Raw genomic sequence first — 23355 nt, forward strand, 5'->3', positions numbered from 1 at the left:
CCGGAGAGGCCGGACGCGGGGCTCAGCATGTGAGCGCCGCGTCCACCGTGTCCGCGAAGCTGAAGGCGCCGAGGGTGCCCGAGACCTCGAAGAGCCGGCGCACTCCCGTGCCGAGGGGGCCCGCCAGCACCAGCCGCACTCCCGCCTCGGTGTGCCTGCGCTGGGCGTTCAGCAGGGCGTGCAGCCCCGTGGAGTCGGCGAACTCCAGCCGGGACAGATCGGCCACGGTCAGCCGCCCGCCGTCCTCGGCAGCCTTCTCCAGCGCCTCGACCAGGCCGGAGGGACCCGTCCATCCGTCGAGGCTTCCTCGCACACGTATCACGACGACACCGTCGTCCGTGGTCTCCACGACCACACGCAGTTCATCTGCCGACATGCGTCATATCTTGCTACATGGCGGGAGCGGTGGGGAGCGGACCGGGTGACAGGGCCCAGGAGGGCCGCCACACCGGGCCGGGGAGCGGTGCCAGGCTTGCGAGATGATCGACGACCGCACGCAGCCCCGGGTGCGGATTCGCCCGGGGGAGGATGAGCGAGAGCGGGTACGCGAGCGTCGGATTCACGATCGGGATGCGGCGCAGGTCGTGGCCGGTCGGCCAGAGGTACCGGTCACGCGAGCCCACGAGCGTCGCGACGTCTGGTGAGTCCGCGAGGATGTCGAGCAGCACCTCGTTGCCGAAGTTGGGGCCCGCGGCGTCGACGCGGAGGTCGAAGGCGCTGACGAGCTGATCGTAGAAGTCCGCCCACTCGCTCAGCGGAGCGATGCCCGGCACCCAGATCCGGTGCCGGCGCAGCTGGGACGGTGTCAGCCGCCGTGCGGAGGCGAGCGGGTGCTTCGGGCCGACGAGCAGTTCCAGCGGGGAGTCGAACGCGTGGATCATCCGCACGTCGCGCGGCAGCGTCGCCGGGTCGGTGACCGAGCGGAACGAGGCGTCGAGGTCGCCCGCCCGGACGGCCGAGACGGCGACGCGCGGATCGTCGGCCCGGAGGGTCACCACGTCGAGTTCGGTCCCGGGGCGCGACCGCCAGTAGTCGTGCAGGAGGACGGCCTGCGCGGATCGCAGGCCGAGTACGTCGATCCGGAGGGCCCGTGAGCCCGGCCTGATCGCGGTCACGGCGCGCTCGGCGGCCGTGACGATGCTCCGGGCGTGCGGGAGGAACGCCTGTCCGTCGAGGGTCGGCTCGACCCCCTTCGGGGTGCGGGTGAACAACCGGACGCCGAGTTCACGCTCGAGAGCCGCGATCCGTTTGGACACGGCCTGTTGCGTCACGCCGAGCTCGTCGGCCGCGTGCCGCAGCTGCCCGAGCTCGGCCGCGCGGACGAATGTACGCACCGCCTCGGTATCCATCGGACCAGCCTAGGGGTGCACAACCGATGGTTGTCATCACTCGTGAGCGGGTTGTTTGATTCCGGCTTGGCGCGGCCGGTGTGATGAGGGCGACGGACACCGCAGGGAATGAGGAGTCGCATGCGTGCGCGGTTGGGTCGCGATTTCGGTCTGCTGTGGTCGGCCTACGCCGTCAGTACGTACGGCACGTGGATCGCCTTCGGCGCGTTCCCGCTGATCGCCGTACGGGTGCTGCACGCTTCGGCCTTCGCGGTGGCGCTCCTGGAGGCGGCCGGGCTCGCCGTCGCGGCGGTCGTCGCCTTCTCCCTCGGGCCGTGGGTGGAGCACCGGGCCAAGCGGCCCGTGATGATCGCGACGGACCTCGTCCGGTTCGCCGCGATGGCGAGTCTCCCGCTCGCCCACGCCTTCGGTGTCCTGACCTATGCCCAACTGCTGGTTGTGTCGGTCGTCTCCGGAACCGCGGGCATCGCCTTCACCGCCGCGTCCGGCGCGCACCTGAAGCACCTCCTCCGTGGCGAGCACCTCCTGGTGGCGAACGGGAGGTTCGAGGGCACGAGCTGGGTGGCGACGGCGGCGGGCCCGCCTCTCGGCGGCGCGCTCATCGGACTGCTGGGCCCGGTCGTGACCGTCATGGCGGACGCTCTGAGCTATCTGCTGTCCGCGCTCGCGGTCCTCCGCGTCCGCGGCGGCGATGTCGCGGTACCGGGCGACCGGGCCGGCGATCCGCGCCGGTCAGGTGTTCTCGGCGGCTGGCGGTTCATCCTCCGCGACCGGGTTCTGCGGCGGCTGTTCCTCAACTCGGTCCTGGTCGGCGGCCTGATCATGGCCACCGCCCCGCTGCTGGCCGTCCTCCTGCTGGACCGGTACCACTACCCGGCCTGGCAGTACGGCCTCGCCTTCGGAGTCCCGGCACTCGGCGGCTTCGTGGGCGCCCGGCTCTCCCCGCGCCTGGTGAACCGCTACGGCCGGTACCGGGTCATGACCGTCTCGGGCCGGCTGCGAGCGCTCTTCCCGCTCGGCCTGGCCCTCGTCGGCCCCGGAGTCCCCGGGCTCCTCACCGTGATCGTCGTCGAGGGCCTGCTGATCACCTGCATGGGTGTCTTCAACCCGGTCCACGCGACGGAGCGTCTGCGCAGGACACCCGCTGATCACACGGCTCGCGTCCTCGCCACGTGGAGCGCCGTCGGCAAACTCGTCCAGGCCGGGCTGATGGTGGGGTGGGGCGTCCTCGCCACACTCACCGGCCCGCTCGCCGCGATCACCCTGTCCGGGGTGTTCCTGCTCGCGACCCCACTGCTGCTGCCCACGCGGGCAGACGTGTCCGCTCCCCGGCCGGCCGTGGCGCCAGGTGGTCTCCCGGCCCGGTGACGCCCCGTAGGGCCCGGCGGATTCCCGGCCCCGTGACGCACCGCGGCGCCCGGAGCGTCCCCGGTGCGAATGCCGCGCCACCCCGGTCGGAACCCCGCGTCACGGCCACACGAGGCAGTACGGCTGATGTCCCGCCTCGTGCAGCCGGTGGGAGAAGTCCTGCCACTCGTGGAGCAGCTGGTACACGTTGAACGCGTCGCGCGGGCCGCCGCGGTCCGGGACCGTGGACCAGATGAAGGCCGCCGCGCCGACCGACTCCTCGCCGACGTCCCGCAGCGGGTCGACCACGGTCATCGGCAGCTTGACCACCGCGTAGTCGGGATGGAGCACGACCAGCTCCAGCGGGGGGACCTTGTTCAGGGGTATGCCCTGTATGCCGGTGAGGACCATGGCCGCCACCGTCTCGGGCTTGATCTTGCTGAACATGCCGCCCATGCCCAGCTCGTCGCCGCCCAGTTCCTCGGGGCGCATGGAAATGGGCACACGTGCGGCGGTGGCCCCGTCAGGGGCCCCGAAGTACTTGTAGGTCACCCCCACCCGTCCACTGCTCCTGCTCCCCGAACCGTCGACGCCACCGGCCCGGGCGTCCCGTACGCGCTCGGCCTCGCGTTCGGCCTTACGCCGGTGCCTCCCTCGCCGGGCAGGCTCGGGCCCCAGGTCGTCGGTCCCTTCGCCCACTCCGCCACCGCGATGCATATCTCATCCACCCGACTACTTCTTAGGAGACACAGCCCCGCCGCGCAACCCGATCATCGTCAGTGACCTCCCCCACGGGCGTGCGGTGAAACACCTGTCCGCAAGACCGTCGATGCCTCTGACACCATGGCATGTGTGAGCTTTCCCTATGACGCCCCAGTTTCGCAGACGCGAGGAGACTGACGCCCTTTCGTTGTACGAGCCTCATACGGGCAGAGCGCGCTCCCTGCTCACCGGCTGCCGGGAATTCCCGGCAGACCCCCCTGAACCCCGAATCGCAGATCAGGACCAAAGTGGCGTATTCATACGAAGCCCCAGTTTCGCAGACGCTTTTCGACCGTGCGTCCCATGTGACGCCCGGTGGCGTGAACTCTCCCGTGCGCGCCTTCCGTGCCGTGGGCGGTACGCCCCGGTTCATGGTGTCCGGTACGGGTCCGTACCTCACCGACGCCGACGGCCGTGAGTACGTCGACCTCGTGTGTTCGTGGGGACCGATGATCCTGGGCCACGCGCACCCCGAGGTCACCGCCGCCGTCCAGGCCGCCGTGGCCCGCGGCACCTCCTTCGGTACGCCGGGTGAGGGGGAGGTCGCGCTCGCCGAGGAGATCGTGGCCCGGATCGAGCCCGTCGAGCAGGTGCGTCTGGTGTCGTCCGGCACCGAGGCGACCATGTCGGCGATCCGGCTGGCCCGTGGATTCACCGGGCGCGCCAAGGTCGTGAAGTTCGCCGGGTGCTACCACGGCCACGTCGACGCGCTGCTCGCCGCCGCCGGCTCCGGGGTCGCCACCTTCGGCCTCCCCGACACGCCCGGGGTGACCGGGGCGCAGGCGGGCGACACGATCGTGCTGCCGTACAACGACCTGGAGGCCGTGCGCGCCGCGTTCGCCGCGCAGCCGGGCGAGATCGCGTGTGTGATCACGGAGGCCTCGCCGGGCAACATGGGCGTCGTCCCGCCGCTGGACGGCTTCAACGCCGGACTGAAGGAGATCTGCGCGGCCAACGGCGCGCTGTACATCTCCGACGAGGTCATGACCGGCTTCCGCACGTCGAAGGCCGGCTGGTACGGCATCGACGGGGTGCGGCCCGACCTGATGACCTTCGGCAAGGTCATGGGCGGCGGCTTCCCCGCCGCGGCCTTCGGCGGCCGTGCCGACGTGATGGCGCACCTCGCCCCCGCCGGTCCCGTCTACCAGGCGGGCACCCTCTCCGGGAACCCCGTCGCCACCGCCGCGGGCCTCGCCCAGCTCCGGCTGCTCGACGACGCGGCGTACGCGAAGGTCGACGCGGTCTCCGCGGAGCTGCGCTCCCTGGTGGGCGAGGCGTTCACCAAGGCCGGTGTCGCGCACACGGTGTCGGCGGCGAGCAACATGTTCTCCGTGTTCTTCACCGACGAGCCGGTCCGTGACTACGAGGACGCGAAGAAGCAGGAAGCTTTCCGCTTCACGGCCTTCTTCCACTCGATGCTGGAGCAGGGCGTGTATCTGCCCCCGTCCGCGTTCGAGTCCTGGTTCGTCTCCACCGCCCACGACGAGCGGGCGCTGGAGCGGATCGCCGCGGCGCTTCCCGCCGCCGCCCGCGCCGCATCGGAGGCCACCGCATGAGTGAGAACAGCGCGAAGGACATCACCGTCGTCCATCTGATGCGCCACGGTGAGGTGCACAACCCGGACGGAGTGCTCTACGGGCGCCGCGCCGGCTACAGCCTGTCCGAGCTCGGTCGCCGGATGGCCGACCGGGTGGCCGAGCACCTGGAGAAGCGCGACATCACGTACGTCGTGGCCTCTCCGCTGGAGCGCGCCCAGGAGACGGCCACACCGGTCGCGAAGTCGCACGACCTGGAGCTGGCCACCGACGAGCGCCTCATCGAGGCGGGCAACGTCTTCGAGGGCAAGACCTTCGGCGTCGGCGACGGCGCGCTGCGCAGGCCCGAGAACTGGAAGCACCTCACCAACCCCTTCAAGCCGTCATGGGGCGAGCCGTACATCGAGCAGGTCGTACGGATGATGGGTGCCCTGGACGCGGCGCGTGACGCCGCGCGTGGGCACGAGGCCGTCTGCGTCAGCCACCAGCTGCCGATCTGGATCGTGCGGAGCTTCGTGGAGCGGCGCAGGCTCTGGCACGACCCGCGGAAGCGGCAGTGCACCCTCGCCTCGCTGACGAGCTTCACCTACCAGGGCGACAAGATCGTGTCCGTCGGCTACACCGAGCCGGCCCGGGACCTGGTCCCGGCGCACCTGCTCGCGGGTGCGAAGCCGGTCAAGGGGAAGTCGAAGGCGTTCGGGGCGTAGCCCCTCGCCGCCCGCGTCCGGCGTAGCCCCTCGCCGCGTCCCGGACGCTCGCGGGTGCGCTGTTCTGGCTGTCATGTGCAGCACCTGTAAGGGTCTGTTCACGTGACAACTCTTATGATTATCAGCGGAACCGTCGTGTTGTTTTCCTCATCTAAGCCATCGCCAGTTTGTATGGCATTGAGGTAATACGACCGCAGATGGGGACGCTATGCGTGAAATCAACCGAAGGGGCCTGCTCGGGGCCGGACTCGGAGCCGCAGCCGCACTGTCGATGACCGGCTGCGGCTCCCTCGGTTCCCCGGAGGACGGCGGGCCGGAACCGGGGAAGGGTCCCAAGGGCGGCAAAGGGACGCACGGGAATGGCGGAGGTTCCCCCGAGAAACGCGTCCGGCTCATCGGGGACGGTTCCACGGCCGATACCGGAAAGCAGCCGAACCAGCCCACCGCCCCCGTCCCGCTCGAACCCGGTCAGACGCCCCCGCAGTTCGTGATCTTTTCCTGGGACGGTGCGGGTGAGGTCGGCAACGGACTCTTCCCGCGCTTTCTCGAACTCGCCCGGGAACACGACGCGGCGATGACCTTCTTCCTCTCCGGCCTGTATGTGCTGCCCGAGTCGAAGAAGTCCCTCTACCAGCCGCCCAACAACCCGCGGGGCGCGTCCGACATCGGCTATCTCACCGACGACCACGTCAAGCAGACCCTGAAGTACGTCCGGCAGGCGTGGCTGGACGGGCACGAGATCGGGACGCACTTCAACGGGCATTTCTGCGGCGGTTCCGGATCCGTGGGCAACTGGACGCCGGAACAATGGCGGAGCGAGATCGACCAGGCGGTCTCGTTCGTCACCGAATGGCGGACGAACACCGGCTGGCAGGATCTCGAACCCCTGCCGTTCGACTACCGCAAGGAACTGGTGGGGGGCCGCACCCCGTGCCTGCTCGGCCAGGACAATCTGCTGCCCACCGCGAAGCAGCTGGGCTGGCGCTACGACGCGAGTTCGCCCGGCGGACTCCAGATGTGGCCCGAGAAGCGCCAGGGAGTATGGGATCTTCCGCTCCAGGGCATTCCGTTCCCCGGGCACGGCTTCGAAGTCCTCTCCATGGACTACAACATCCTCGCCAACCAGTCGAAGAATTCGACCAACGGCATGCCGTCGCGCTATCCGGGCTGGCGTACCCAGGCCACCGGGGCCTATGTCGCGGGATTCGAGCGCGCCTACGAGACGAATCGCGCGCCTTTCTACGTCGGCAACCACTTCGAGGAGTGGAACGGCGGCATCTATATGGACGCCGTGGAAGAGGTCCTCAAGCAGATCGCGGGCAAGCCCGACGTGCGCCTCGTCTCCTTCCGGCAGTTCGTCGACTGGCTCGACGTACAGGATCCGGCGGTGCTCGCGAAGCTTCGTACCCTTCAGGTCGGACAGGCGCCCGAGGGTGGCTGGAACACCTTCTTTAAACAGGCCTGACAAGGGGCTTTACGGGCACCGAGGGGGGTGCGGAAGATCCCCGGAACTGCCATGCGAAACTTTTCACATGAGCTCTGGCCGCGCACCCCGACGCCGCTCCACCCTGCTCGCCGCCACCGTCGTGGCCGGTGCCCTGACCCTGTCCGCGTGCGGCGGGGAGGGCAGTCGGGCGGGCGGGGGCGGCAACACGAACTTCGTCACCGGCAGTGGCGGGATCTCCACCGTCGCCAAGGGGGAACGCACCGACGCGCCGAAGCTCGCGGGCCCCGCCCTGGACGGCACCACCCTGGACATCTCCGACTACAAGGGCAAGGTCGTCGTCCTGAACTTCTGGGGATCGTGGTGCGGTCCCTGCCGCGCGGAGGCCAAGCACTTCGTGAAGGTCTCCGAGGAGATGAAGGACCAGGGCGTCCAGTTCGTCGGCGTCAACACCCGCGACCCCCAGAAGTCCCTCGCGGTCAGCTTCGAGGAGGACTTCGGTGTCACCTACCCGAGCCTCTACGACCCGACGGGCAAGCAGCTCCTGCGCTTCCCCAAGGGCACGCTGAACCCGAAGGCCATCCCGTCGACCGTGGTCGTCGACCGCGAGGGGAAGCTCGCCGCCCGGTCGCTCGCGGCGCTCGACGCCACGAAGCTGCACGAGATGATCGACCCGCTGGTCGCCGAGAAGTGAACCCCGCACTCCAGCTGGCCGCGACCACCGGCGGAAACGAGACGGTGGTCAGCGGGGCCCTCATAGTGGCGCTGCCCATCGCTCTGCTCGGCGGGCTCGTCTCGTTCTTCTCACCGTGCGTCCTGCCGCTCGTGCCCGGCTACCTCAGCTACGTCACCGGTGTCAGCGGCGCCGATCTCGCCGAGAGCCGGCGGGGCAGGACCGTCGCCGGCGCCTCGCTCTTCGTCCTGGGCTTCACCGCCGTGTTCGTGTCGGGCGGCGCGCTCTTCGGCTTCTTCGGCCAGACGCTCCAGGAGTACAGCGGGACCCTCTCCAAGATCCTCGGCGCGCTGATGATCCTCATGGGGATCTTCTTCATGGGGCTCCTGCCCTGGATGACGCAACGCGAGTTCCGCATCCACAAACGGCCGGTGACCGGGCTGGCCGGAGCGCCGCTCCTCGGCGCCCTCTTCGGGATCGGCTGGACACCGTGCCTCGGCCCGACGCTCGCCTCCGTCAACGCGCTCGCCTTCGACCAGGCGACCGCCGGGCGCGGGGCGATCCTGTCGGTGGCGTACTGCCTCGGGCTCGGCGTCCCCTTCGTCCTGGCGGCGATCGCCTTCCGCCGGGCGCTCGGCGCGTTCGGCTGGGTCAAGCGCCACTACGCATGGGTCATGCGGATCGGCGGCGGCATGATGATCGTGACCGGAATTCTCCTGCTGACGGGTGCGTGGGACGTGCTCATCCAGGAGATGCAGGTCTGGTCCAACGGCTTCACTGTGGGGATCTGAGTCCATGAGCAACACGAACACCACGGACGAGCGCGACCTCGGCCAGGCCGGGGAGCAGCTCTCCACCGCCCCGCGCGAGGAGTCCGCCGCCTCCGTCCCCTCGATGGGCGTCATCGGCTGGGCCCGGTGGTTCTGGCGGCAGCTCACCTCGATGCGGGTCGCGCTGATCCTGCTGTTCCTGCTGTCACTCGGCGCCATCCCAGGCTCGCTCATCCCGCAGAACAGCGTGGACGAACTGAAGGTGCAGACCTTCAAAGAGGCCCACACCTCGCTCACCCCGGTCTACGAGAAGCTGCAGCTGTTCGACGTCTACAGCTCCGTGTGGTTCTCCGCGATCTACATCCTGCTGTTCGTCTCGCTGATCGGCTGCATCGTCCCCCGCACCTGGCAGTTCGTCGGACAGCTGCGCGGCCGCCCGCCGGGCGCGCCGAGGAAGCTGACCCGGCTGCCGGCCTACACCACGTGGCGCACCGACGCCTCGCCCGAGCAGGTCCGCGAGGCCGCGCTCTCCATCCTGCGCAAGCGGCGCTTCCGCTCGCACGCCGTCGGTGACGCGGTGGCCGCCGAGAAGGGCTATCTGCGCGAGACCGGGAACCTGCTGTTCCACATCGCGCTGATCGTCATGCTCGTGGCGTTCGCCTGTGGACAGCTCTTCAAGTCCGAGGGCGGCAAGCTCGTCGTCGAGGGTGACGGGTTCGCCAACACCATCACCCAGTACGACGACTTCAAGTCCGGTTCGCTCTTCGACGACGACGACCTCACCCCCTTCAGCTTCGACCTCCAGGACTTCGTCGGCACGTACGAGCGCAGCGGTCCCCAGCGCGGTACGCCCCGGACCTACGAGGCCCGGGTGACGTACGCCGAGGGCGCGGACGGGGAGGCGAAGAAGAAGGTCATCGAGGTCAACAAGCCGCTCGTCGTCGACGGTACGAAGGTCTACCTCAACGCGCACGGCTACGCCCCGGTCCTCTCGGTCAAGGACGGCAGGGGCAAGGAGGTCTACCGGAGCGCGGTTCCGCTGCTGCCCATCGACAACAACGTCACCTCCACCGGCGCCATCAAGGTGATGGACGGCTACAAGGACAAGAACGGCAAGAAGTCGCAGCTGGGCTTCCAGGCGTTCTTCGTGCCGACCTTCGCCGGTGACGGCCAGGGCACGATGTTCTCGCAGTACCCCGGCCTCGACTACCCGGTCCTCGCGCTCAACGGCTACCACGGCAGCCTGGGCGTGGACTCGGGACTGCCGCAGAACGTCTACCAGCTCGACACGTCCAAGATGAAGGAATTCAAGGACAGCAACGGGGACCAGCTCAAGAAGCGGCTCCGCCCCGGCGAGACCATGCAGCTGCCCGACGGCGCCGGCTCGATCACCTTCGAGGGTGTCGAGGAGTGGGCCAGCTTCCAGATCTCACGTCAGCCCGCCAGCGGCTGGGCCCTCACCGGCGCCGTCGCGGCCATCGCCGGACTCGCCGGCTCGCTCTTCATCCAGCGCCGCCGGGTGTGGGTGCGGGCGGTGGCGGGACCGGACGGGGCTACCGTCGTCGAGATGGCCGGACTGGGCCGCAGCGAGTCCGCGAAGCTTCCCGAGGAGCTGGCGGACCTCGCCGTCGCGCTCAACACCGTGGCACCGACCGCGCCCGACCCCGGACCCGAGTCCGGACAACCTTCCGAAGAGCCTGCCGAAGGGGCTGAGAAGTGAATCTCGCCGCCGCAACCAACGAGAACCTGGCGAATGTCAGCAACACGCTGATCTATTCGTCGATGGCCGTCTACACCCTGGCCTTCTTCGCGCACATCGCGGAGTGGGTGTTCGGCAGCCGCAGCAAGGTCGGCCGCACGGCCGCGGCGCTGAAGAAGGACTCGGCCGCCGGCGCCGGCGGCGCCACGGTGCGGGTCGCGCAGCAGGGCGGCACCGCCGTGCTGGAACGGCCCAGGATCATCACCCGTTCTGCCGCGGGTGACCGCGACGTACCGGACGGTCCCGGCGCTGCGGGCGGCACCCTCAAGGGCGACCTGTGGGGCCGGATCGCGGTCTCGCTGACCGTGCTCGCCTTCGCCGTCCAGGCGGGCGGGGTCGTCGCGCGCGCCCTGTCGGTGCAGCGTGCCCCCTGGGGCAACATGTACGAGTTCTCGATCACCTTCTCCACGGTGGCCGTCGGCGCCTACCTGCTCCTGCTGGCGCTGCGGAAGAACGTCCGCTGGATCGGCCTGATGCTGGTCACCACGGTGCTGCTCGACCTCGGCATCGCGACCACCACGCTCTACACCGACAGCGACCAGCTGGTCCCGGCGCTGCACTCCTACTGGCTGTGGATCCACGTCTCGACGGCCATCATCTGCGGCGCCGTGTTCTACCTCGGAGCCGTCGGCACGCTGCTGTACCTCTTCCGCGAGAGCTACGAGAACAAGATCGCGAGCGGCGGGACCCCCGGCAAGTTCGCCACCTCGGTCCTGGAGCGGCTGCCCGCCGCGAAGTCGCTGGACACCTTCGCGTACCGCATCAACGCCGCGGTCTTCCCGCTGTGGACGTTCACGATCATCGCGGGCGCGATCTGGGCGGGCGACGCCTGGGGCCGCTACTGGGGCTGGGACCCCAAGGAGGTCTGGTCCTTCATCACCTGGGTCGCGTACGCCGCCTACCTGCACGCCCGCGCGACGGCCGGCTGGAAGGGCCGCAAGGCCGCCTACCTGGCGCTCGTCGCCTTCGGCTGCTGGCTCTTCAACTACTACGGCGTGAACATCTTCGTCACCGGCAAGCACTCCTACGCCGGCGTCTGACCCGTACGGCCACGAGGGCGCGACCGCACCGAAGCGGTCGCGCCCTCGTGGCGTGCACGGCCGTCAGCCGAGCGGGGTGTCCAGGACCGCCTTGCGGTGGCTGAAGGTGTCCAGGGAGTACCGGCCGTGGTAGCTGCCCATGCCGCTCTCGCCGACCCCGCCGAACGGCAGGTCCGACACGGTCAGATGGGCCAGCGGGAGCCCGAGGCCCACCCCGCCGGACGAGGTCTCGGTCAGCAGCCGTTCCCGGACCGCCGGGTCCTCGGTGAACGCGTACAGCGCCAGCGGCTTGTCCCGGTCGTTGACGAAGGCGATGGCCTCGTCGAGTCCCTCCACGGTGAGGACCGGCAGGACCGGGCCGAAGATCTCCTCGCGCATCACGGGCGCGTCCGGTGACACGTCGGCCAGCACGGTCGGCGCGATGTACTTCTCGTCCCGGTCGTGGGCTCCGCCCGTGACCGTGCGTCCGGAGTCCAGGAGGGCCACCAGCCGGTCGAAGTGGCGCTCGTTCACGATCCGTCCGTACTCCGGGCTGGTGGAGGCGTCCTGCCCGAACAGCCCCTCGACCGCCGCCGCGAGGGCCTCCTCCAGTGCGGGGGCGGTCTCCGGGTCGGTCAGGACGTAGTCCGGGGCCACGCACGTCTGGCCGGCGTTGAGGAACTTGCCCGAGGCCAGCCGGGCGGCCACCGTCCTGAGGTCCGTGCCGCGGTCGACGAACACGGGCGACTTGCCGCCCAGTTCCAGGGTGACCGGGGTGAGGTGGCGGGCAGCCGCCGCCATCACGATCCGGCCGACCGTGCCGTTGCCCGTGTAGAAGATGTGGTCGAAGCGCTCGGCGAGCAGCGCGGTGGTCTCCGGCACCCCGCCCTCCACCACGGTGACCGTGTCGCGGTCCAGATACTCCGGCAGCAGCCTCGCTATGGCGGCCGAGGTGGCGGGCGCCAGCTCGCTGGGCTTCGCCACCACGGTGTTGCCCGCGGCCAGGGCGCCGGCGACGGGGGCGAGCAGCAGCTGCACCGGGTAGTTCCAGGGCGCGATGACGAGGACGACCCCGAGCGGGTCCCGCACGGTGCTCGCGGTGGCCCCGGCGAGCACCGCCGGTACGGGGGCGGGCTCAGGGCGCAGCCACTGCGCCAGGTGTTCGAGGGTGTGATCGATCTCGCGGACCGTGAAGTCGATCTCGGTCCGGTAGGCCTCCTTGCGGCTCTTGCCGAGATCGGCGCGGAGCGCCTCGGCCAGTTCGTCACCGCGCTCGGTCAGGAGCGCGCGCAGCCGGGACAGCCGGTCCTCACGCCAGGCGAGGTCCCTGGTGTGTCCGGTACGGAAGGCGGCGCGGAGCCGTGCGACGACATCGGCGGGGGACTCGGTGGTACGGGCGCCGGCGGGGCTCACAGGGCCGCCACGATCTCGCGCGCCAGCTGTTCGGAGGAGGCGGGGTTCTGGCCGGTGTGCAGATTGCGGTCGTGCACGGTGTGCACCGCCCACGGGTCCGCGGCGGAGTACTGGGCGCCGAGTTCGACGAGCCGGTTCTCCAGCAGCCAGGGAGCCTTGGCGGCGAATCCGGCCTGGGTCTCCTCGGCGTTGCTGAAGCCGGTCAGGCGGTAGCCGGCGAAGGGCCAGCTGCCGTCCTCACGACGGGCGGGCAGCAGGGCGGCGGGGGCGTGGCACAGGACGGCCACGTGCGTGCCGTTGTCCAGGGCCGCGGTGAGCAGCCGGCCGGACACCGCGTTGACGGCCAGGTCCTCCATGGGGCCGTGGCCGCCGGGGTAGAAGACGACGTCGTACGAGGTGGGGACGACGTCCTCGAGCCGCGCGGGGATGCGGAGCGTCTCGTCGATCGAGGCGAGGTACGAGGCCACGGCGTCGGCCTGCTCCTGGCCCCCGTTGGCCTCGGCGGCCAGGCTGGCCTGGTCCACGGTGGGGGCGACGCCGCCCGGGGTGGCGACGGTGATGTCGTACCCCTCCTGGGTGAAGACGCGGTGCGGTGCGGCGAGTTCCTCGGCCCAGAAGCCGGTGGGGTGGGTGGTGCCGTCGTTCAGGGTCCAGTGGTCGGCACCGGTGAGGACGAAGAGTACGGAGGGCATGGGGGGCTCCCTACGAGACGCGAGGCGCATGAGGCATGAAGCTTGATATGCTCAAGCAATACCGTTCATGTAACGGCCTAAAGTTGAGCATGTCAAATGAATGCGGGTGCGTGGCGGACAGAGGCCCGGGCCTCCGGAGCACGTACCGATCGAAGGATGACCGACCATGACGACGGAACCGGCACCCCGCGCCGTCCCTACTCCGGACGAACTGCTGGAACCCCTCGCGGTCGTCGTCCGCGGCCACCACGACGACCTCACCGCCGTGGCAGGCCGGCACGGCCTCAGCACCTCGCAGGCGAGGGCGCTGATCGCCCTCAACGAACCCATGCCCATGAGCGCCCTGGCCAGTCATCTGGTGTGCGACGCGTCCAACGCGACCGGCCTGATCGGCCGCATGGAGGCCCGCGGACTGGTCACGCGCACCCCGGCGCCGGGCGACCGCCGCTCCAAGGTGGCCTCCCGCACCGCGGAGGGCACCGAGCTGGCGCACCGCATCCGCGCCGAGATGCGCGTGGTGCACGGCGCGCTGGAGGCGCTCACCCCCGAGGAGCGCACGGCTCTGCTGCCCCTGCTCGACCGGCTGGGGCGACTGCTGTCCACATGAGGACGCCCGCACTCCCCGGTCGGGAGGGCGGGCGCGTCATGAGCAGGACGTCATGAGCCTGCCGGCGGGGTCGGGCCCTCGGGGCCGGCGCCGTTCTCCCGGCGCTTGATCTCCTCCTCGCGGCGGCGCAGGTCCGCCTCCCAGTCCTTGAGGAGCGACTCGTCCTTCTTGTTCTCTTCCTTCAGCGACTTCAGGAAGTCCGGGTTGTCGTCCGGTGCCACCCAGGTGGTGCGGTGGGAGCGGTGCCACTCCGAAGGCGTACGGCCCCCGGTGGGCGGCGTGCGCATCTTGCCCGCGGCCAGCCAGACGATCGGGCCGACGATCCAGAACAGCAGGATGATGAAGACCCAGGCCACCTTCGGCAGGTGCTTGGCCTCGTCCTCGGGGGTGTTCAGGCAGTCGATGAACGCGTAGATCGTCAGCGCCAGCGGCAGAAGGTAGATCAAGGCCCTGAGCATGGTGGAGGTCCCCCGCGATGAGATGGGGAGGCGCTGTCCCGCCCCCGGTGACGGGCCCAGGGTAGCCGGTGGCAGATACTGGACGTTATGGCTTACGACGATCTTCGATCCCTGCTCCGGGCTCTGGAGCGCGAGGGCGATCTCAAGCGCATCAAGGCCGAGGTCGACCCGTACCTGGAGGTCGGCGAGATCGTCGACCGGGTGAACAAGGCGGGCGGGCCCGCGCTCCTCTTCGAGAACGTCAAGGGGGCGTCCATGCCCCTCGCCATGAACGTCTTCGGGACGGACAGGCGGCTTCTCAAGGCGCTGGGGCTGAAGTCCTACTCCGACATCAGCGACAAGATCGGCGGCCTCCTCAAGCCGGAGCTGCCGCAGGGCTTCGTCGGGATCCGGGAGGCGTTCGGGAAGCTCGGCGCGATGAGCCACCTGCCGCCGAAGAAGGTGAAGTCCGACAGCGCCCCGGTCCAGGAGGTCGTCCTGACCGGGGACGACGTGGACCTCGACCAGCTGCCCGCGCTCTTCACCTGGCCCGGGGACGGCGGCTCCTTCTTCAACCTGGGGCTCACCCACACCAAGGACCCGGAGACGGGCATCCGCAACCTCGGGCTCTACCGCCTCCAGCGCCACGACAAGCGCACCATCGGGATGCACTGGCAGATCCACAAGGACAGCCGCAACCACTACCAGGTCGCGGCCCGCCGCGGTGAGAAGCTGCCCGTGGCCATCGCCTTCGGGGCGCCGCCCGCGGTCACGTACGCCTCCACGGCTCCGCTGCCCGGGGACATCGACGAGTACCTCTTCGCCGGCTTCGTGCAGGGCAAGCGCATCGAGATGGTCGACTGCAAGACCGTGCCGCTCCAGGTCCCGGCGCAGGCGGAGGTCGTCATCGAGGGCTGGCTGGAACCGGGCGAGATGCTGCCCGAGGGCCCCTTCGGCGACCACACCGGCTTCTACACCCCGCAGGAGCCGTTCCCCGCGCTGAAGATCGACTGTGTGACGATGCGCAGGCGCCCGCTGCTCCAGTCGATCGTCGTGGGCCGGCCGCCCACCGAGGACGGTCCGCTGGGACGGGCGACCGAGCGTTTCTTCCTGCCCCTGCTGAAGATCATCGTTCCGGACATCGTGGACTACCACCTGCCGGAGGCCGGCGGTTTCCACAACTGCGCGATCGTCTCGATCGACAAGAAGTACCCGAAGCACGCCCAGAAGGTCATGAGCGCCATCTGGGGGGCGCACATGATGTCGCTGACCAAGCTGATCGTGGTCGTGGACTCCGACTGTGACGTGCACGACCTGCACGAGGTCGCCTGGCGGGCGCTCGGGAACACCGACTACGCACGCGACCTGACGGTCACCGAAGGCCCGGTCGACCATCTCGACCACGCCTCCTACCAGCAGTTCTGGGGTGGCAAGGCGGGCATCGACGCGACGCGCAAGCTGCCCGAGGAGGGGTACACGCGGGACGGGGGCTGGCCGGAGATGGTCGAGTCCGACCCGGAGACGGCGGCGAAGGTCGACCGCCGGTGGAAGGAGTACGGCCTGTGAGCGCATCGGCCTCGGCGGCGGCTGTCCCGCATCCGCGCGGCAAGTCCCGCGCGTTCCTGCGGCTGGTGATGATCGAGCACTCGGTCTTCGCGCTGCCCTTCGCCTACATCGCCGCGCTGACCGCGATGTTCCAGCTGGACGAGAACATCCACTGGGGCACGCTGCTGCTCGTGACCGTCGCGATGGTCGGGCTGCGTACGTTCGCCATGGCCGCCAACCGGATCATCGACCGGGAGATCGACGCCCGTAATCCGCGTACGGAGGGCCGGGAACTCGTGACCGGCGCCGTCACGGTGAGGTCCGCGTGGACCGGTGCGATCGTGGCCCTCGCGTTCTTCCTCGGCGCCGCCGCCCTGCTCAACCCCCTCTGTCTGGCGCTGGCGCCGGTCGCCGTCGTGCCGATGATCGTCTATCCGTACGGCAAGCGGTTCACGAACTTCCCCCACGCGATCCTGGGTCTGGCCCAGGCCATCGGCCCGATCGGCGCCTGGCTGGCGGTGACCGGGAGCTGGTCGTGGGACGCGGTGATCCTGGGGCTGGCCGTCGGCATCTGGATCGGTGGCTTCGACCTGATCTTCGCCTGCCAGGACGTGCGGGCCGACCGGGCCCACGGCGTGCTCTCCTTCCCCGCGCGCTTCGGGATCCCCGCCGCGCTGTGGGGCGCGAGGGTCTGCCACGTGGTGACGACCGGGCTGCTGGTGTGGTTCGGCCTCGCGACGGACGCGGAGATCTTCTACTGGATCGGCATGGCGATCGTCGCCGTCGCCTTCGTCTACGAGCACCGGGTCGTGCGGCCCCATGACCTGTCGCGGCTGAACCGGGCCTTCTTCTCCGTCAACGGCTTCATCGGGATCGCGCTGTTCGCCTGCGCGCTCCTCGACCTGCTGGTGCGGGGCCTCACACCGTGACGTAGTCCGGCCCCTGGGGGCGGCGGGGGCGGCGGAAGGCGAACGCCGCCACCACCCCGCCTATGAGGCCGAAGAGATGACCCTGCCAGCTGATGCCGGAGTCGGTCGGCAGCACGCCCCAGAGCAGCGAGCCGTAGACCGCGGCGACGACCACGCCGAGGACGATGTCCAGGGGGCGCCGGTCGACGAAGCCGCGGACCAGCAGATAGCCGAAGAGGCCGAAGACCACGCCGGACGCGCCCAGCGTGACGGTGTTCGCGGGCGCGGTGAGCCAGACGCCGAGACCGGACGTCAGGACCACCACGAGGACCACGGCGGCGAACCTGCCCGCGCCGCCCAGCGCCGCGATGAAGCCGAGGACGAGCAGGGGCACGGTGTTGGATGCCACGTGTTCCCAGCCGCTGTGCAGGAACGCGGACGGCACGATGTCGGCCAGCTCGGCCGGCTCGCGCGGGCTGATGCCGTAGGAGTCCAGGGAGTGGCCCGTCGCCGTGTCGATGCCCTCCAGCACCCACAGCAGCGCGACCCAGGCCGCCATGACCGCACCGGCCGTGACGGCCCGCGCGGTGGCGCTCGTGCGTGTGACCCTCATGGTCACCCCCTGTCCATCGCCGTTCCCTCATCCGTTGCAACGTCCGAAGGGCCTCGCCCGGTTCCTGTGAAGGGGTGCCGGATAGGCTCGGTGGTGTGAGAGCCGGGACTTCGATGAGTCAGCAGCAGCGCAGGCCTTGGATTGTCGGGGTGTCGGGCGCATCGGGCACGCCCTTCGCGGCCTCGGTGCTGCGCGGACTGCTCGCCGCGGGCGAGAGCGTCGATCTGGTCGTCAGCCGGGCCTCGCGGCTCACGCTCCTGGACGAGACGGGCATCGCCTTCCGTGACGCCCACTGGCGGGAGGACCTCCGCGACTGGCTGGCACGGGGCGCCGACGGGAAGCCGGACACCTTCCGGCCGGACGTCGGCGCGGTGCGCCACTGGGCGGCGGGTGACCTGGCGGCCGGACCGTCGTCCGGGTCGTACCCGGCCAAGGGGATGCTGATCGTCCCGGCGTCGACGGCATGTGTGGCCGGCGTGGCGCTGGGGCTCTCGAAGGATCTGCTCCAGCGGGCCGCGAGCGTGACGCTCAAGGAGCGGCGGAAGCTGGTCGTCGCCGTACGCGAGACTCCGCTCAGCGGCTCGACGCTGAAGCAGATGGTCGCGCTCGACGAGGCGGGCGCCGTGGTGCTGCCCGCCTCTCCGGCGTTCTACGCGGGGGCGACGCACATCCAGGACCTGGTGGACTTCGTCGCCGGGCGGGTGCTGGACGCGGCGGGAGTGCCGCACCAGCTGTACCGCCGGTGGGAAGGAGAGCTCGGTGGAGCCTCCCGGGGCTGATCCCGAGGGGTCAGCGCTTCTTCCTGAACGCGCGCGGGGCGCGGGTGCGGTCGACGCGCTGGGCGGCGGCGGGCTGGTGGGCACGCGAGCGGTTGGCCAGGTCCTGCAGCTCGCGCATCCGGGCGTAGGCCATCTCGATCGAGTACACGGTGTCGTTCACTCCTGAAGATTCGAAAGTGTTTCTAGGGCGATGAGAAAGATTTGCAAGGCGTAACCCCTGTTGTGCCTTAAATTCTACACGTAAACTCGCGGTACTGCTGAACAATGGAAGGTTTCAGTCATATGGACGCGGTGGACAGGCAGCTCATCCAGGCCCTCAGGGAGAACGGCAGGGCCTCGTACGCCGAGCTGGGACGGCTCGTCGGGCTCTCCGGGCCCAGCGTCACCGACCGCATCAACCGGCTGGAGACCGCCGGGGTCATCACCGGTTACCGCGCGACCGTCGACGCCGCGTCGCTGGGTCTCGGCGTCACCGCCCTGATCGGGATCTCACTCTCGGACGCCGCCGACCACGAGGACGTCGCGCACCGGCTGAAGGAGCTCGCCGAGATCGAGGACTGCTGGTTCATCGCGGGCGACGACTCGTTCATGCTCAAGGTGCGCGTCGGTGACGTGGACGGCCTGGAGAAGACCATCCGCAGGCTGAGCGGCACCAAGGGCGTGTCCCGGACCCGCACGACGGTGGTGCTCTCCACCAAGTGGGAGAACCGGGTCGGGGAGCTCCCCGAGGAGGCTTAGGCCCGCCGGCCCGGCTCGCGCGGGACCCCCGGCCCGGTCCGGACGAAGGGGCCCGGCTCCGGTCCGGATCGCGCGGGGCTCCGCCCGGTCCGGACGCGAAGGGCCTGGCCACGGCCGGGCGGACGGGGGTGCCTGCGCCCGGAGGGCGGGGGAGTACGGTTGGCTGCCGGAGTCTGTTACGTAGATATGGAGGCGCCCTGGTGGACGCGGGACTCAAGCGCGAGCTGGAGGAGAAGGTCCGGGCCGGCGAGCGGCTGACCCGCGAGGACGGGATCGCGCTCTACGAGTCCGACGACCTGGCCTGGCTCGGCGGACTGGCCCACGAGGTCCGGACGAGGAAGAACGGCGACGTCGTCCACTTCAACGTCAACCGGCACCTCAACATGACCAACGTGTGCACCGCGTCCTGCGCGTACTGCTCGTTCCAGCGGAAGCCGGGCGAGAAGGACGCGTACACGATGCGCATCGAGGAGGCCGTCCGCCTCGCGAAGGCGATGCAGGGCGAGAACCTCACCGAGCTGCACATCGTCAACGGGCTGCACCCCACCCTGCCGTGGCGTTACTACCCGCGCTCGCTCAGCGCGCTCAAGGAAGCCCTGCCCGAGGTGGCGCTCAAGGCGTTCACCGCCACGGAGATCCACCACTTCGAGACGATCTCCGGGCTCTCGGCCTCCGAAATCCTCGACGAGCTGATCGACGCCGGGCTCGAGTCGCTGACCGGCGGGGGCGCGGAGATCTTCGACTGGGAGGTCCGCCAGCACATCGTCGACCACAACACCCACTGGGAGGACTGGTCGCGCATCCACCGGCTCGCGCACGAGAAGGGGCTCAAGACCCCGGCGACGATGCTGTACGGGCACATCGAGGAGCCCCGTCACCGCGTCGACCACGTGCTGCGGCTGCGGGAGATGCAGGACGAGACCGGCGGCTTCCAGGTCTTCATCCCGCTGCGCTACCAGCACGACTTCGTGGACATGAAGGACGGCAAGGTCCGCAACACCCTCCAGGCGCGGACGTCGATGGCGACCGGCGCGGAGGCCCTGAAGACCTTCGCGGTCTCGCGGCTGCTCTTCGACAACGTCCCGCACGTCAAGGTCTTCTGGGTGATGCACGGCGTGCAGACCGCGCAGCTCGCGCTCCAGCACGGCGCGGACGACATGGACGGCTCCGTCGTCGAGTACAAGATCACGCACGACGCCGACGACTACGGCACCCCGAACAAGCTCGGCCGTGAGGACCTGCTCGACCTCATCCGGGACGCGGGATTCCGGCCCGTCGAGCGCAACACCCGCTACGAGATCCTGCGCGAGTACCCGGGGCCGGACGCCGGGCGGCGCGAGACGCCCCAGCCCATGCGGGTCTGACGCCGAACCCGCCCCGGAGCCCGCACCCGTCGAGGGCGCCGAGGGGTCCCGCTGTCCGAAAGCCCCGGCCATCCGTCCCCAGGCCGGGGCTTTCTCGCGTGCTGGACGCCATTTGAAGCACGTCGGATGTAATAGTTAATCTGCCAGCATGGCACTTACGTTTGAGGTGGACCCGGCCTTCGACCGGGCACTGCGGGACCAGATCACCGCGCTCTGGGCCGATGTCAGCAACGCCGGCGGGGCCGTCGGTTTCGTGCCGCCCGTCACCGCCGACGAGGTACGGCCGGAGCTGGTCAAGCACCTCGCCGGGATGGTCGAGGGCCGCACCCGCCTGGTCGTCGGCCGGGACGAGGGCGGCGTGGTGGCGGCCACCGCCTTCCTCACCCACAACACCCACCGGCTGATGCGGCACTGGATCGGCGCCTACACGGTGATGGTCCACCCCCGCCACCAGGGCAAGGGCTACGGGCGCGAACTGATGGCGGCCACCGCCGACGCCGCCCGCGCCATCGAGGGCATCGGCGCCATCCGGCTCACCTGCCGCGGCGGTACGGGGGCGGACCGTTTCTACGCCTCCTGCGGCTACAAGGAGGTGGGCCGGGTTCCCGACGCCATCCGCGTCGCCGAGGACGACTACCGCGACGACGTCATCATGCTGCTCCCGCTCCCGCGGTAGAAGCGCGGACGGGCGCGGCCGGAAGCGCCCCGCCGAAGACCTCGGGACAACCCTGCGAACTGATCGAATTCGGGGCATGCTTCACTGGTCGGGCAGGATTCCAGACTGCACGACCGCAGGAACGTCGGACGTAGAGAGAAGGCCAGCCGTGTCCGCTGCCAAGCCGAGCGCAACGATCCGGTACACCGCGATGCGCCTGCTGATTTTCGTCGGCTGCTTCTTCGTCGCCGGTGTGGCGGTCCACTTCGGTGTGCTGCCCTCGGGCGTCGGCGGCTCCAACGCCGTATGGGTCATCCTCCTCGGCCTGCTGCTCTCCGCGCCGCTCAGCTTCGTCCTGCTGCGCAAGCAGCGCGACGAGATGTCCGAGCAGCTGATCTCCACGGTCGACCGGACCAAGGCCCGGCTCGATTCGAACCGCACCCGCGAGGACAGTGTCACCAGGTGAGCGCCGCGTAAGCTTCCTCACACCCGCGACCTGTGCGCGGTGAACCCCGGTACCGGAGCAACCGCTCCCGCACCGGGGTTTCGGCGTTCACGGACCCTTTGCCGCGCCCGTCGGCCCGGGGGCGGGGTCAGGCGATCGAAAAGCGGACCTTTGAGGTTCTCAAAGTTTCAGTGTTAACGTGTTCGACATGATTGCAGCAGTGCGCACCCACCACACGCCGGGCATCCCGCTCGTGGCGCGCCTGCACGTCGATCTCTGCCGCTGTATGTCCGCGGTCTGTTGCCGCAACGTCTGAACCGGCATCATGCAGCGGCGCCGCCTCTGACGCGGGCGCCGCACCCCCGTCCCCCTTGTTCGACCGCACGACCGTACGTCTGTCCTCGTACGTCCCGATGCGTCCCGTCTGGAGTGTGTCCGTGTCCGCGAATTCCGCGCCCCCCGCCGAGACCGAGGCGGGCAAGCCGTCCGGTTCCGGCTTCCGCATACCGAGCATCCCGTTCTGGATCCAGATCGTCGCCGGTCTGGTCGCCGGTGTGCTGCTCGGCTGGCTCACCCGCAGCTACGACATCGACTGGCTGTACACCACGCTCGACCAGGTCGGCCACATCTTCGTCCAGCTGCTGAAGCTGGCCGTCGCGCCGCTCGTCTTCTTCGCGATCCTGGTGTCGATCACCAACCTGCGCAAGGTCAACAACGCCGCCAGGCTGGCCACCCGCACGCTGCTCTGGTTCATGATCACGTCGCTGATCGCGGTCGCCATCGGCCTCGCGATCGGTCTGGTCACCAACCCGGGCGCCGGCACCGGCCTCACCCCGAAGGACGGCGCCAAGCCGGAGCACGCAGGCTCCTGGCTCGACTTCCTCACCGGCATCATCCCCACGGACGTCATCACGCCCTTCACCGAGCTGAACGTCCTGCAGATCGTCTTCATGGCCGCCGTCGCCGGCATCGCCGCGCTCCAGCTCGGCGACAAGGCCAAGCCGATCCTCGCCCTCAGCGAGTCGATCCTGGAGCTTCTCCAGAAGGCCCTGTGGTGGGTCATCCGCCTCGCCCCGCTCGGCACCGTCGGCCTCATCGGTTACGCGATCGCCGACTACGGCTGGGACCTGATCGGCAAGTACGCCACGTTCACCGCCGACGTCTACATCGGCTGCGCACTGGTGATGTTCGGCGTCTACCCGCTGCTGCTCGCGACGGTCGCCAAGGTCAGCCCGCTCCAGTTCTTCAAGGGCGCCTGGCCCGCGATCCAGCTGGCCTTCGTCTCCCGCTCCTCGGTCGGCACCATGCCGGTCACCCAGAAGGTCACCGAGCGCCTCGGCGTCCCGAAGGAGTACGCCTCCTTCGCCGTGCCGTTCGGTGCCACGACCAAGATGGACGGCTGCGCCGCCATCTACCCGGCGCTGGCGGCGATCTTCATCGCGCAGATCTTCGACGTCCAGCTGGGCATCGGTGACTACATCCTGATCGCGTTCGTCTCGGTCATCGGCTCGGCGGCCACCGCCGGCCTCACCGGCGCCACGGTCATGCTGACCCTCACCCTGTCGACCCTGGGCCTCCCGCTGGAGGGCGTGGGTCTGCTGCTCGCCATCGACCCGATCCTGGACATGATGCGGACGGCCACGAACGTGGCGGGTCAGGCGCTGGTCCCGGTCATCGTCGCGGCTCGCGAGAAGATCCTCGACCACGACGCGTACAACTCGGCGTCGGCCTCCCCGGTCGACGAGCCCGAGGTGGAGGACGCGCGCCCGTCGGGCGTGCCCGTCACCGCGTAGC

Annotated in this window: 25 protein-coding genes; 17 read left to right on the top strand and 8 right to left on the bottom strand. The window is 69.7% G+C overall.

All coding sequences use genetic code 11. The annotated features are described in order from the left end of the window. Positions 1 to 22: 22 nt before the first annotated feature. Both ACFYQ6_RS26625 and ACFYQ6_RS26630 read right to left on the bottom strand, forming a co-directional pair. Positions 23 to 376 carry an STAS domain-containing protein gene (locus tag ACFYQ6_RS26625; RefSeq protein WP_361575662.1) on the bottom strand — a complete coding sequence of 118 codons (354 nt, stop codon included), beginning with the start codon at positions 374 to 376 and terminating at the stop codon, positions 23 to 25. A 13-nt stretch (positions 377 to 389) separates the two neighbouring features. Continuing rightward, positions 390 to 1349: a LysR family transcriptional regulator gene (locus ACFYQ6_RS26630; RefSeq protein ID WP_388765270.1), complete on the bottom strand. Its 960-nt coding sequence runs from the start codon at positions 1347 to 1349 to the stop codon at positions 390 to 392. A gap of 120 nt (positions 1350 to 1469) precedes the next feature. On the opposite strand from ACFYQ6_RS26630, the gene ACFYQ6_RS26635 reads away from it, so the two are divergent. Beyond that, positions 1470 to 2717, top strand: a complete 1248-nt coding sequence (locus ACFYQ6_RS26635; protein WP_388765272.1) for an MFS transporter — start codon at positions 1470 to 1472, stop codon at positions 2715 to 2717. A 99-nt stretch (positions 2718 to 2816) separates the two neighbouring features. On the opposite strand, the gene ACFYQ6_RS26640 is transcribed toward ACFYQ6_RS26635, so the two are convergent. Continuing rightward, positions 2817 to 3413, bottom strand: a complete 597-nt coding sequence (locus tag ACFYQ6_RS26640) for a hypothetical protein (protein WP_361575653.1) — start codon at positions 3411 to 3413, stop codon at positions 2817 to 2819. Positions 3414 to 3706: 293 nt separating this feature from the next. Between ACFYQ6_RS26640 and hemL the strand changes: the two genes are divergently transcribed. The 7 genes from hemL (at position 3707) to ccsB (ending at position 11386) form a co-directional block, all read left to right on the top strand. Next, the gene (gene hemL, locus ACFYQ6_RS26645) at positions 3707 to 5014 is read left to right on the top strand and encodes a glutamate-1-semialdehyde 2,1-aminomutase (protein WP_361575650.1); all 1308 of its coding nucleotides are present in this window, start codon (positions 3707 to 3709) and stop codon (positions 5012 to 5014) included. Beyond that, positions 5011 to 5700, top strand: coding sequence for a histidine phosphatase family protein (locus tag ACFYQ6_RS26650; RefSeq protein WP_388765275.1), 690 nt, complete (start codon positions 5011 to 5013; stop codon positions 5698 to 5700). The genes hemL and ACFYQ6_RS26650 overlap by 4 nt, the downstream gene beginning before the upstream one ends. Before the next feature lie 208 nt (positions 5701 to 5908). Further along, positions 5909 to 7165: a hypothetical protein gene (locus ACFYQ6_RS26655; RefSeq protein ID WP_388765277.1), complete on the top strand. Its 1257-nt coding sequence runs from the start codon at positions 5909 to 5911 to the stop codon at positions 7163 to 7165. A 67-nt stretch (positions 7166 to 7232) separates the two neighbouring features. Continuing rightward, positions 7233 to 7838, top strand: coding sequence for a TlpA disulfide reductase family protein (locus tag ACFYQ6_RS26660; RefSeq protein ID WP_356742149.1), 606 nt, complete (start codon positions 7233 to 7235; stop codon positions 7836 to 7838). Next, complete coding sequence (locus ACFYQ6_RS26665) at positions 7835 to 8608, top strand: cytochrome c biogenesis protein CcdA (protein ID WP_361575641.1); 774 nt, start codon at positions 7835 to 7837, stop codon at positions 8606 to 8608. The genes ACFYQ6_RS26660 and ACFYQ6_RS26665 overlap by 4 nt, the downstream gene beginning before the upstream one ends. 4 nt (positions 8609 to 8612) lie before the next feature. Beyond that, a complete protein-coding gene (locus ACFYQ6_RS26670) occupies positions 8613 to 10307 on the top strand; it encodes a cytochrome c biogenesis protein ResB (protein ID WP_388765279.1) in 1695 nt (564 codons plus the stop codon). Then, positions 10304 to 11386, top strand: a complete 1083-nt coding sequence (gene ccsB, locus ACFYQ6_RS26675) for a c-type cytochrome biogenesis protein CcsB (protein ID WP_361575635.1) — start codon at positions 10304 to 10306, stop codon at positions 11384 to 11386. The genes ACFYQ6_RS26670 and ccsB overlap by 4 nt, the downstream gene beginning before the upstream one ends. A gap of 63 nt (positions 11387 to 11449) precedes the next feature. Here the strand turns inward: ccsB and ACFYQ6_RS26680 are convergent, their stop codons facing one another. Both ACFYQ6_RS26680 and ACFYQ6_RS26685 read right to left on the bottom strand, forming a co-directional pair. Next, a complete protein-coding gene (locus tag ACFYQ6_RS26680; protein ID WP_388765282.1) occupies positions 11450 to 12778 on the bottom strand; it encodes an aldehyde dehydrogenase family protein in 1329 nt (442 codons plus the stop codon). Beyond that, positions 12775 to 13470 (bottom strand): type 1 glutamine amidotransferase domain-containing protein, encoded by a 696-nt coding sequence (locus ACFYQ6_RS26685; RefSeq protein ID WP_388765284.1) that lies wholly within the window; start codon positions 13468 to 13470, stop codon positions 12775 to 12777. The genes ACFYQ6_RS26680 and ACFYQ6_RS26685 overlap by 4 nt, the downstream gene beginning before the upstream one ends. A 166-nt stretch (positions 13471 to 13636) precedes the next feature. On the opposite strand from ACFYQ6_RS26685, the gene ACFYQ6_RS26690 reads away from it, so the two are divergent. Then, positions 13637 to 14077: a MarR family transcriptional regulator gene (locus ACFYQ6_RS26690; RefSeq protein ID WP_361575626.1), complete on the top strand. Its 441-nt coding sequence runs from the start codon at positions 13637 to 13639 to the stop codon at positions 14075 to 14077. Between the two features lie 50 nt (positions 14078 to 14127). Here the strand turns inward: ACFYQ6_RS26690 and ACFYQ6_RS26695 are convergent, their stop codons facing one another. Further along, positions 14128 to 14535: a PLD nuclease N-terminal domain-containing protein gene (locus ACFYQ6_RS26695; protein WP_361575623.1), complete on the bottom strand. Its 408-nt coding sequence runs from the start codon at positions 14533 to 14535 to the stop codon at positions 14128 to 14130. 87 nt (positions 14536 to 14622) lie between these two features. Between ACFYQ6_RS26695 and ACFYQ6_RS26700 the strand changes: the two genes are divergently transcribed. Together ACFYQ6_RS26700 and mqnP are read left to right on the top strand one after the other, a co-directional pair. After that, positions 14623 to 16080 (top strand): menaquinone biosynthesis decarboxylase, encoded by a 1458-nt coding sequence (locus ACFYQ6_RS26700; RefSeq protein WP_388765286.1) that lies wholly within the window; start codon positions 14623 to 14625, stop codon positions 16078 to 16080. Further along, a complete protein-coding gene (gene mqnP, locus ACFYQ6_RS26705) occupies positions 16077 to 16988 on the top strand; it encodes a menaquinone biosynthesis prenyltransferase MqnP (protein WP_356742162.1) in 912 nt (303 codons plus the stop codon). The genes ACFYQ6_RS26700 and mqnP overlap by 4 nt, the downstream gene beginning before the upstream one ends. Here the strand turns inward: mqnP and ACFYQ6_RS26710 are convergent. Continuing rightward, the gene (locus tag ACFYQ6_RS26710) at positions 16978 to 17580 is read right to left on the bottom strand and encodes a rhomboid family intramembrane serine protease (RefSeq protein WP_361575618.1); all 603 of its coding nucleotides are present in this window, start codon (positions 17578 to 17580) and stop codon (positions 16978 to 16980) included. The two genes, mqnP and ACFYQ6_RS26710, sit on opposite strands and share 11 nt — an antisense overlap. A gap of 113 nt (positions 17581 to 17693) precedes the next feature. Here ACFYQ6_RS26710 and ACFYQ6_RS26715 point away from each other — a divergent pair, with 113 nt between their 5' ends. Continuing rightward, positions 17694 to 18359, top strand: a complete 666-nt coding sequence (locus ACFYQ6_RS26715) for a UbiX family flavin prenyltransferase (protein ID WP_361575799.1) — start codon at positions 17694 to 17696, stop codon at positions 18357 to 18359. 10 nt (positions 18360 to 18369) lie between these two features. On the opposite strand, the gene ACFYQ6_RS26720 is transcribed toward ACFYQ6_RS26715, so the two are convergent. After that, positions 18370 to 18519: a hypothetical protein gene (locus ACFYQ6_RS26720; RefSeq protein ID WP_356742166.1), complete on the bottom strand. Its 150-nt coding sequence runs from the start codon at positions 18517 to 18519 to the stop codon at positions 18370 to 18372. A 122-nt stretch (positions 18520 to 18641) separates the two neighbouring features. On the opposite strand from ACFYQ6_RS26720, the gene ACFYQ6_RS26725 reads away from it, so the two are divergent. The 5 genes from ACFYQ6_RS26725 to ACFYQ6_RS26745 all read left to right on the top strand — a co-directional run bounded on the left by ACFYQ6_RS26725 (position 18642) and on the right by ACFYQ6_RS26745 (position 23354). Next, on the top strand, positions 18642 to 19097 hold the full coding sequence (locus ACFYQ6_RS26725) for an Lrp/AsnC family transcriptional regulator (RefSeq protein ID WP_356742167.1): 456 nt from the start codon (positions 18642 to 18644) through the stop codon (positions 19095 to 19097). Positions 19098 to 19297: 200 nt separating this feature from the next. Beyond that, positions 19298 to 20461 (top strand): aminofutalosine synthase MqnE, encoded by a 1164-nt coding sequence (gene mqnE, locus ACFYQ6_RS26730; protein ID WP_203186852.1) that lies wholly within the window; start codon positions 19298 to 19300, stop codon positions 20459 to 20461. Between the two features lie 148 nt (positions 20462 to 20609). Then, a complete protein-coding gene (locus ACFYQ6_RS26735) occupies positions 20610 to 21137 on the top strand; it encodes a GNAT family N-acetyltransferase (RefSeq protein ID WP_388765291.1) in 528 nt (175 codons plus the stop codon). Between the two features lie 148 nt (positions 21138 to 21285). Beyond that, complete coding sequence (locus ACFYQ6_RS26740) at positions 21286 to 21582, top strand: DUF4229 domain-containing protein (RefSeq protein WP_361575607.1); 297 nt, start codon at positions 21286 to 21288, stop codon at positions 21580 to 21582. A gap of 416 nt (positions 21583 to 21998) precedes the next feature. Beyond that, entirely contained in the window at positions 21999 to 23354 is a 1356-nt protein-coding gene (locus tag ACFYQ6_RS26745; protein ID WP_361575604.1) for a dicarboxylate/amino acid:cation symporter, read from the top strand. Position 23355: the final 1 nt, after the last annotated feature.

This window comes from Streptomyces sp. NPDC005494 (assembly GCF_042872025.1).
Lineage (GTDB): Bacteria > Actinomycetota > Actinomycetes > Streptomycetales > Streptomycetaceae > Streptomyces.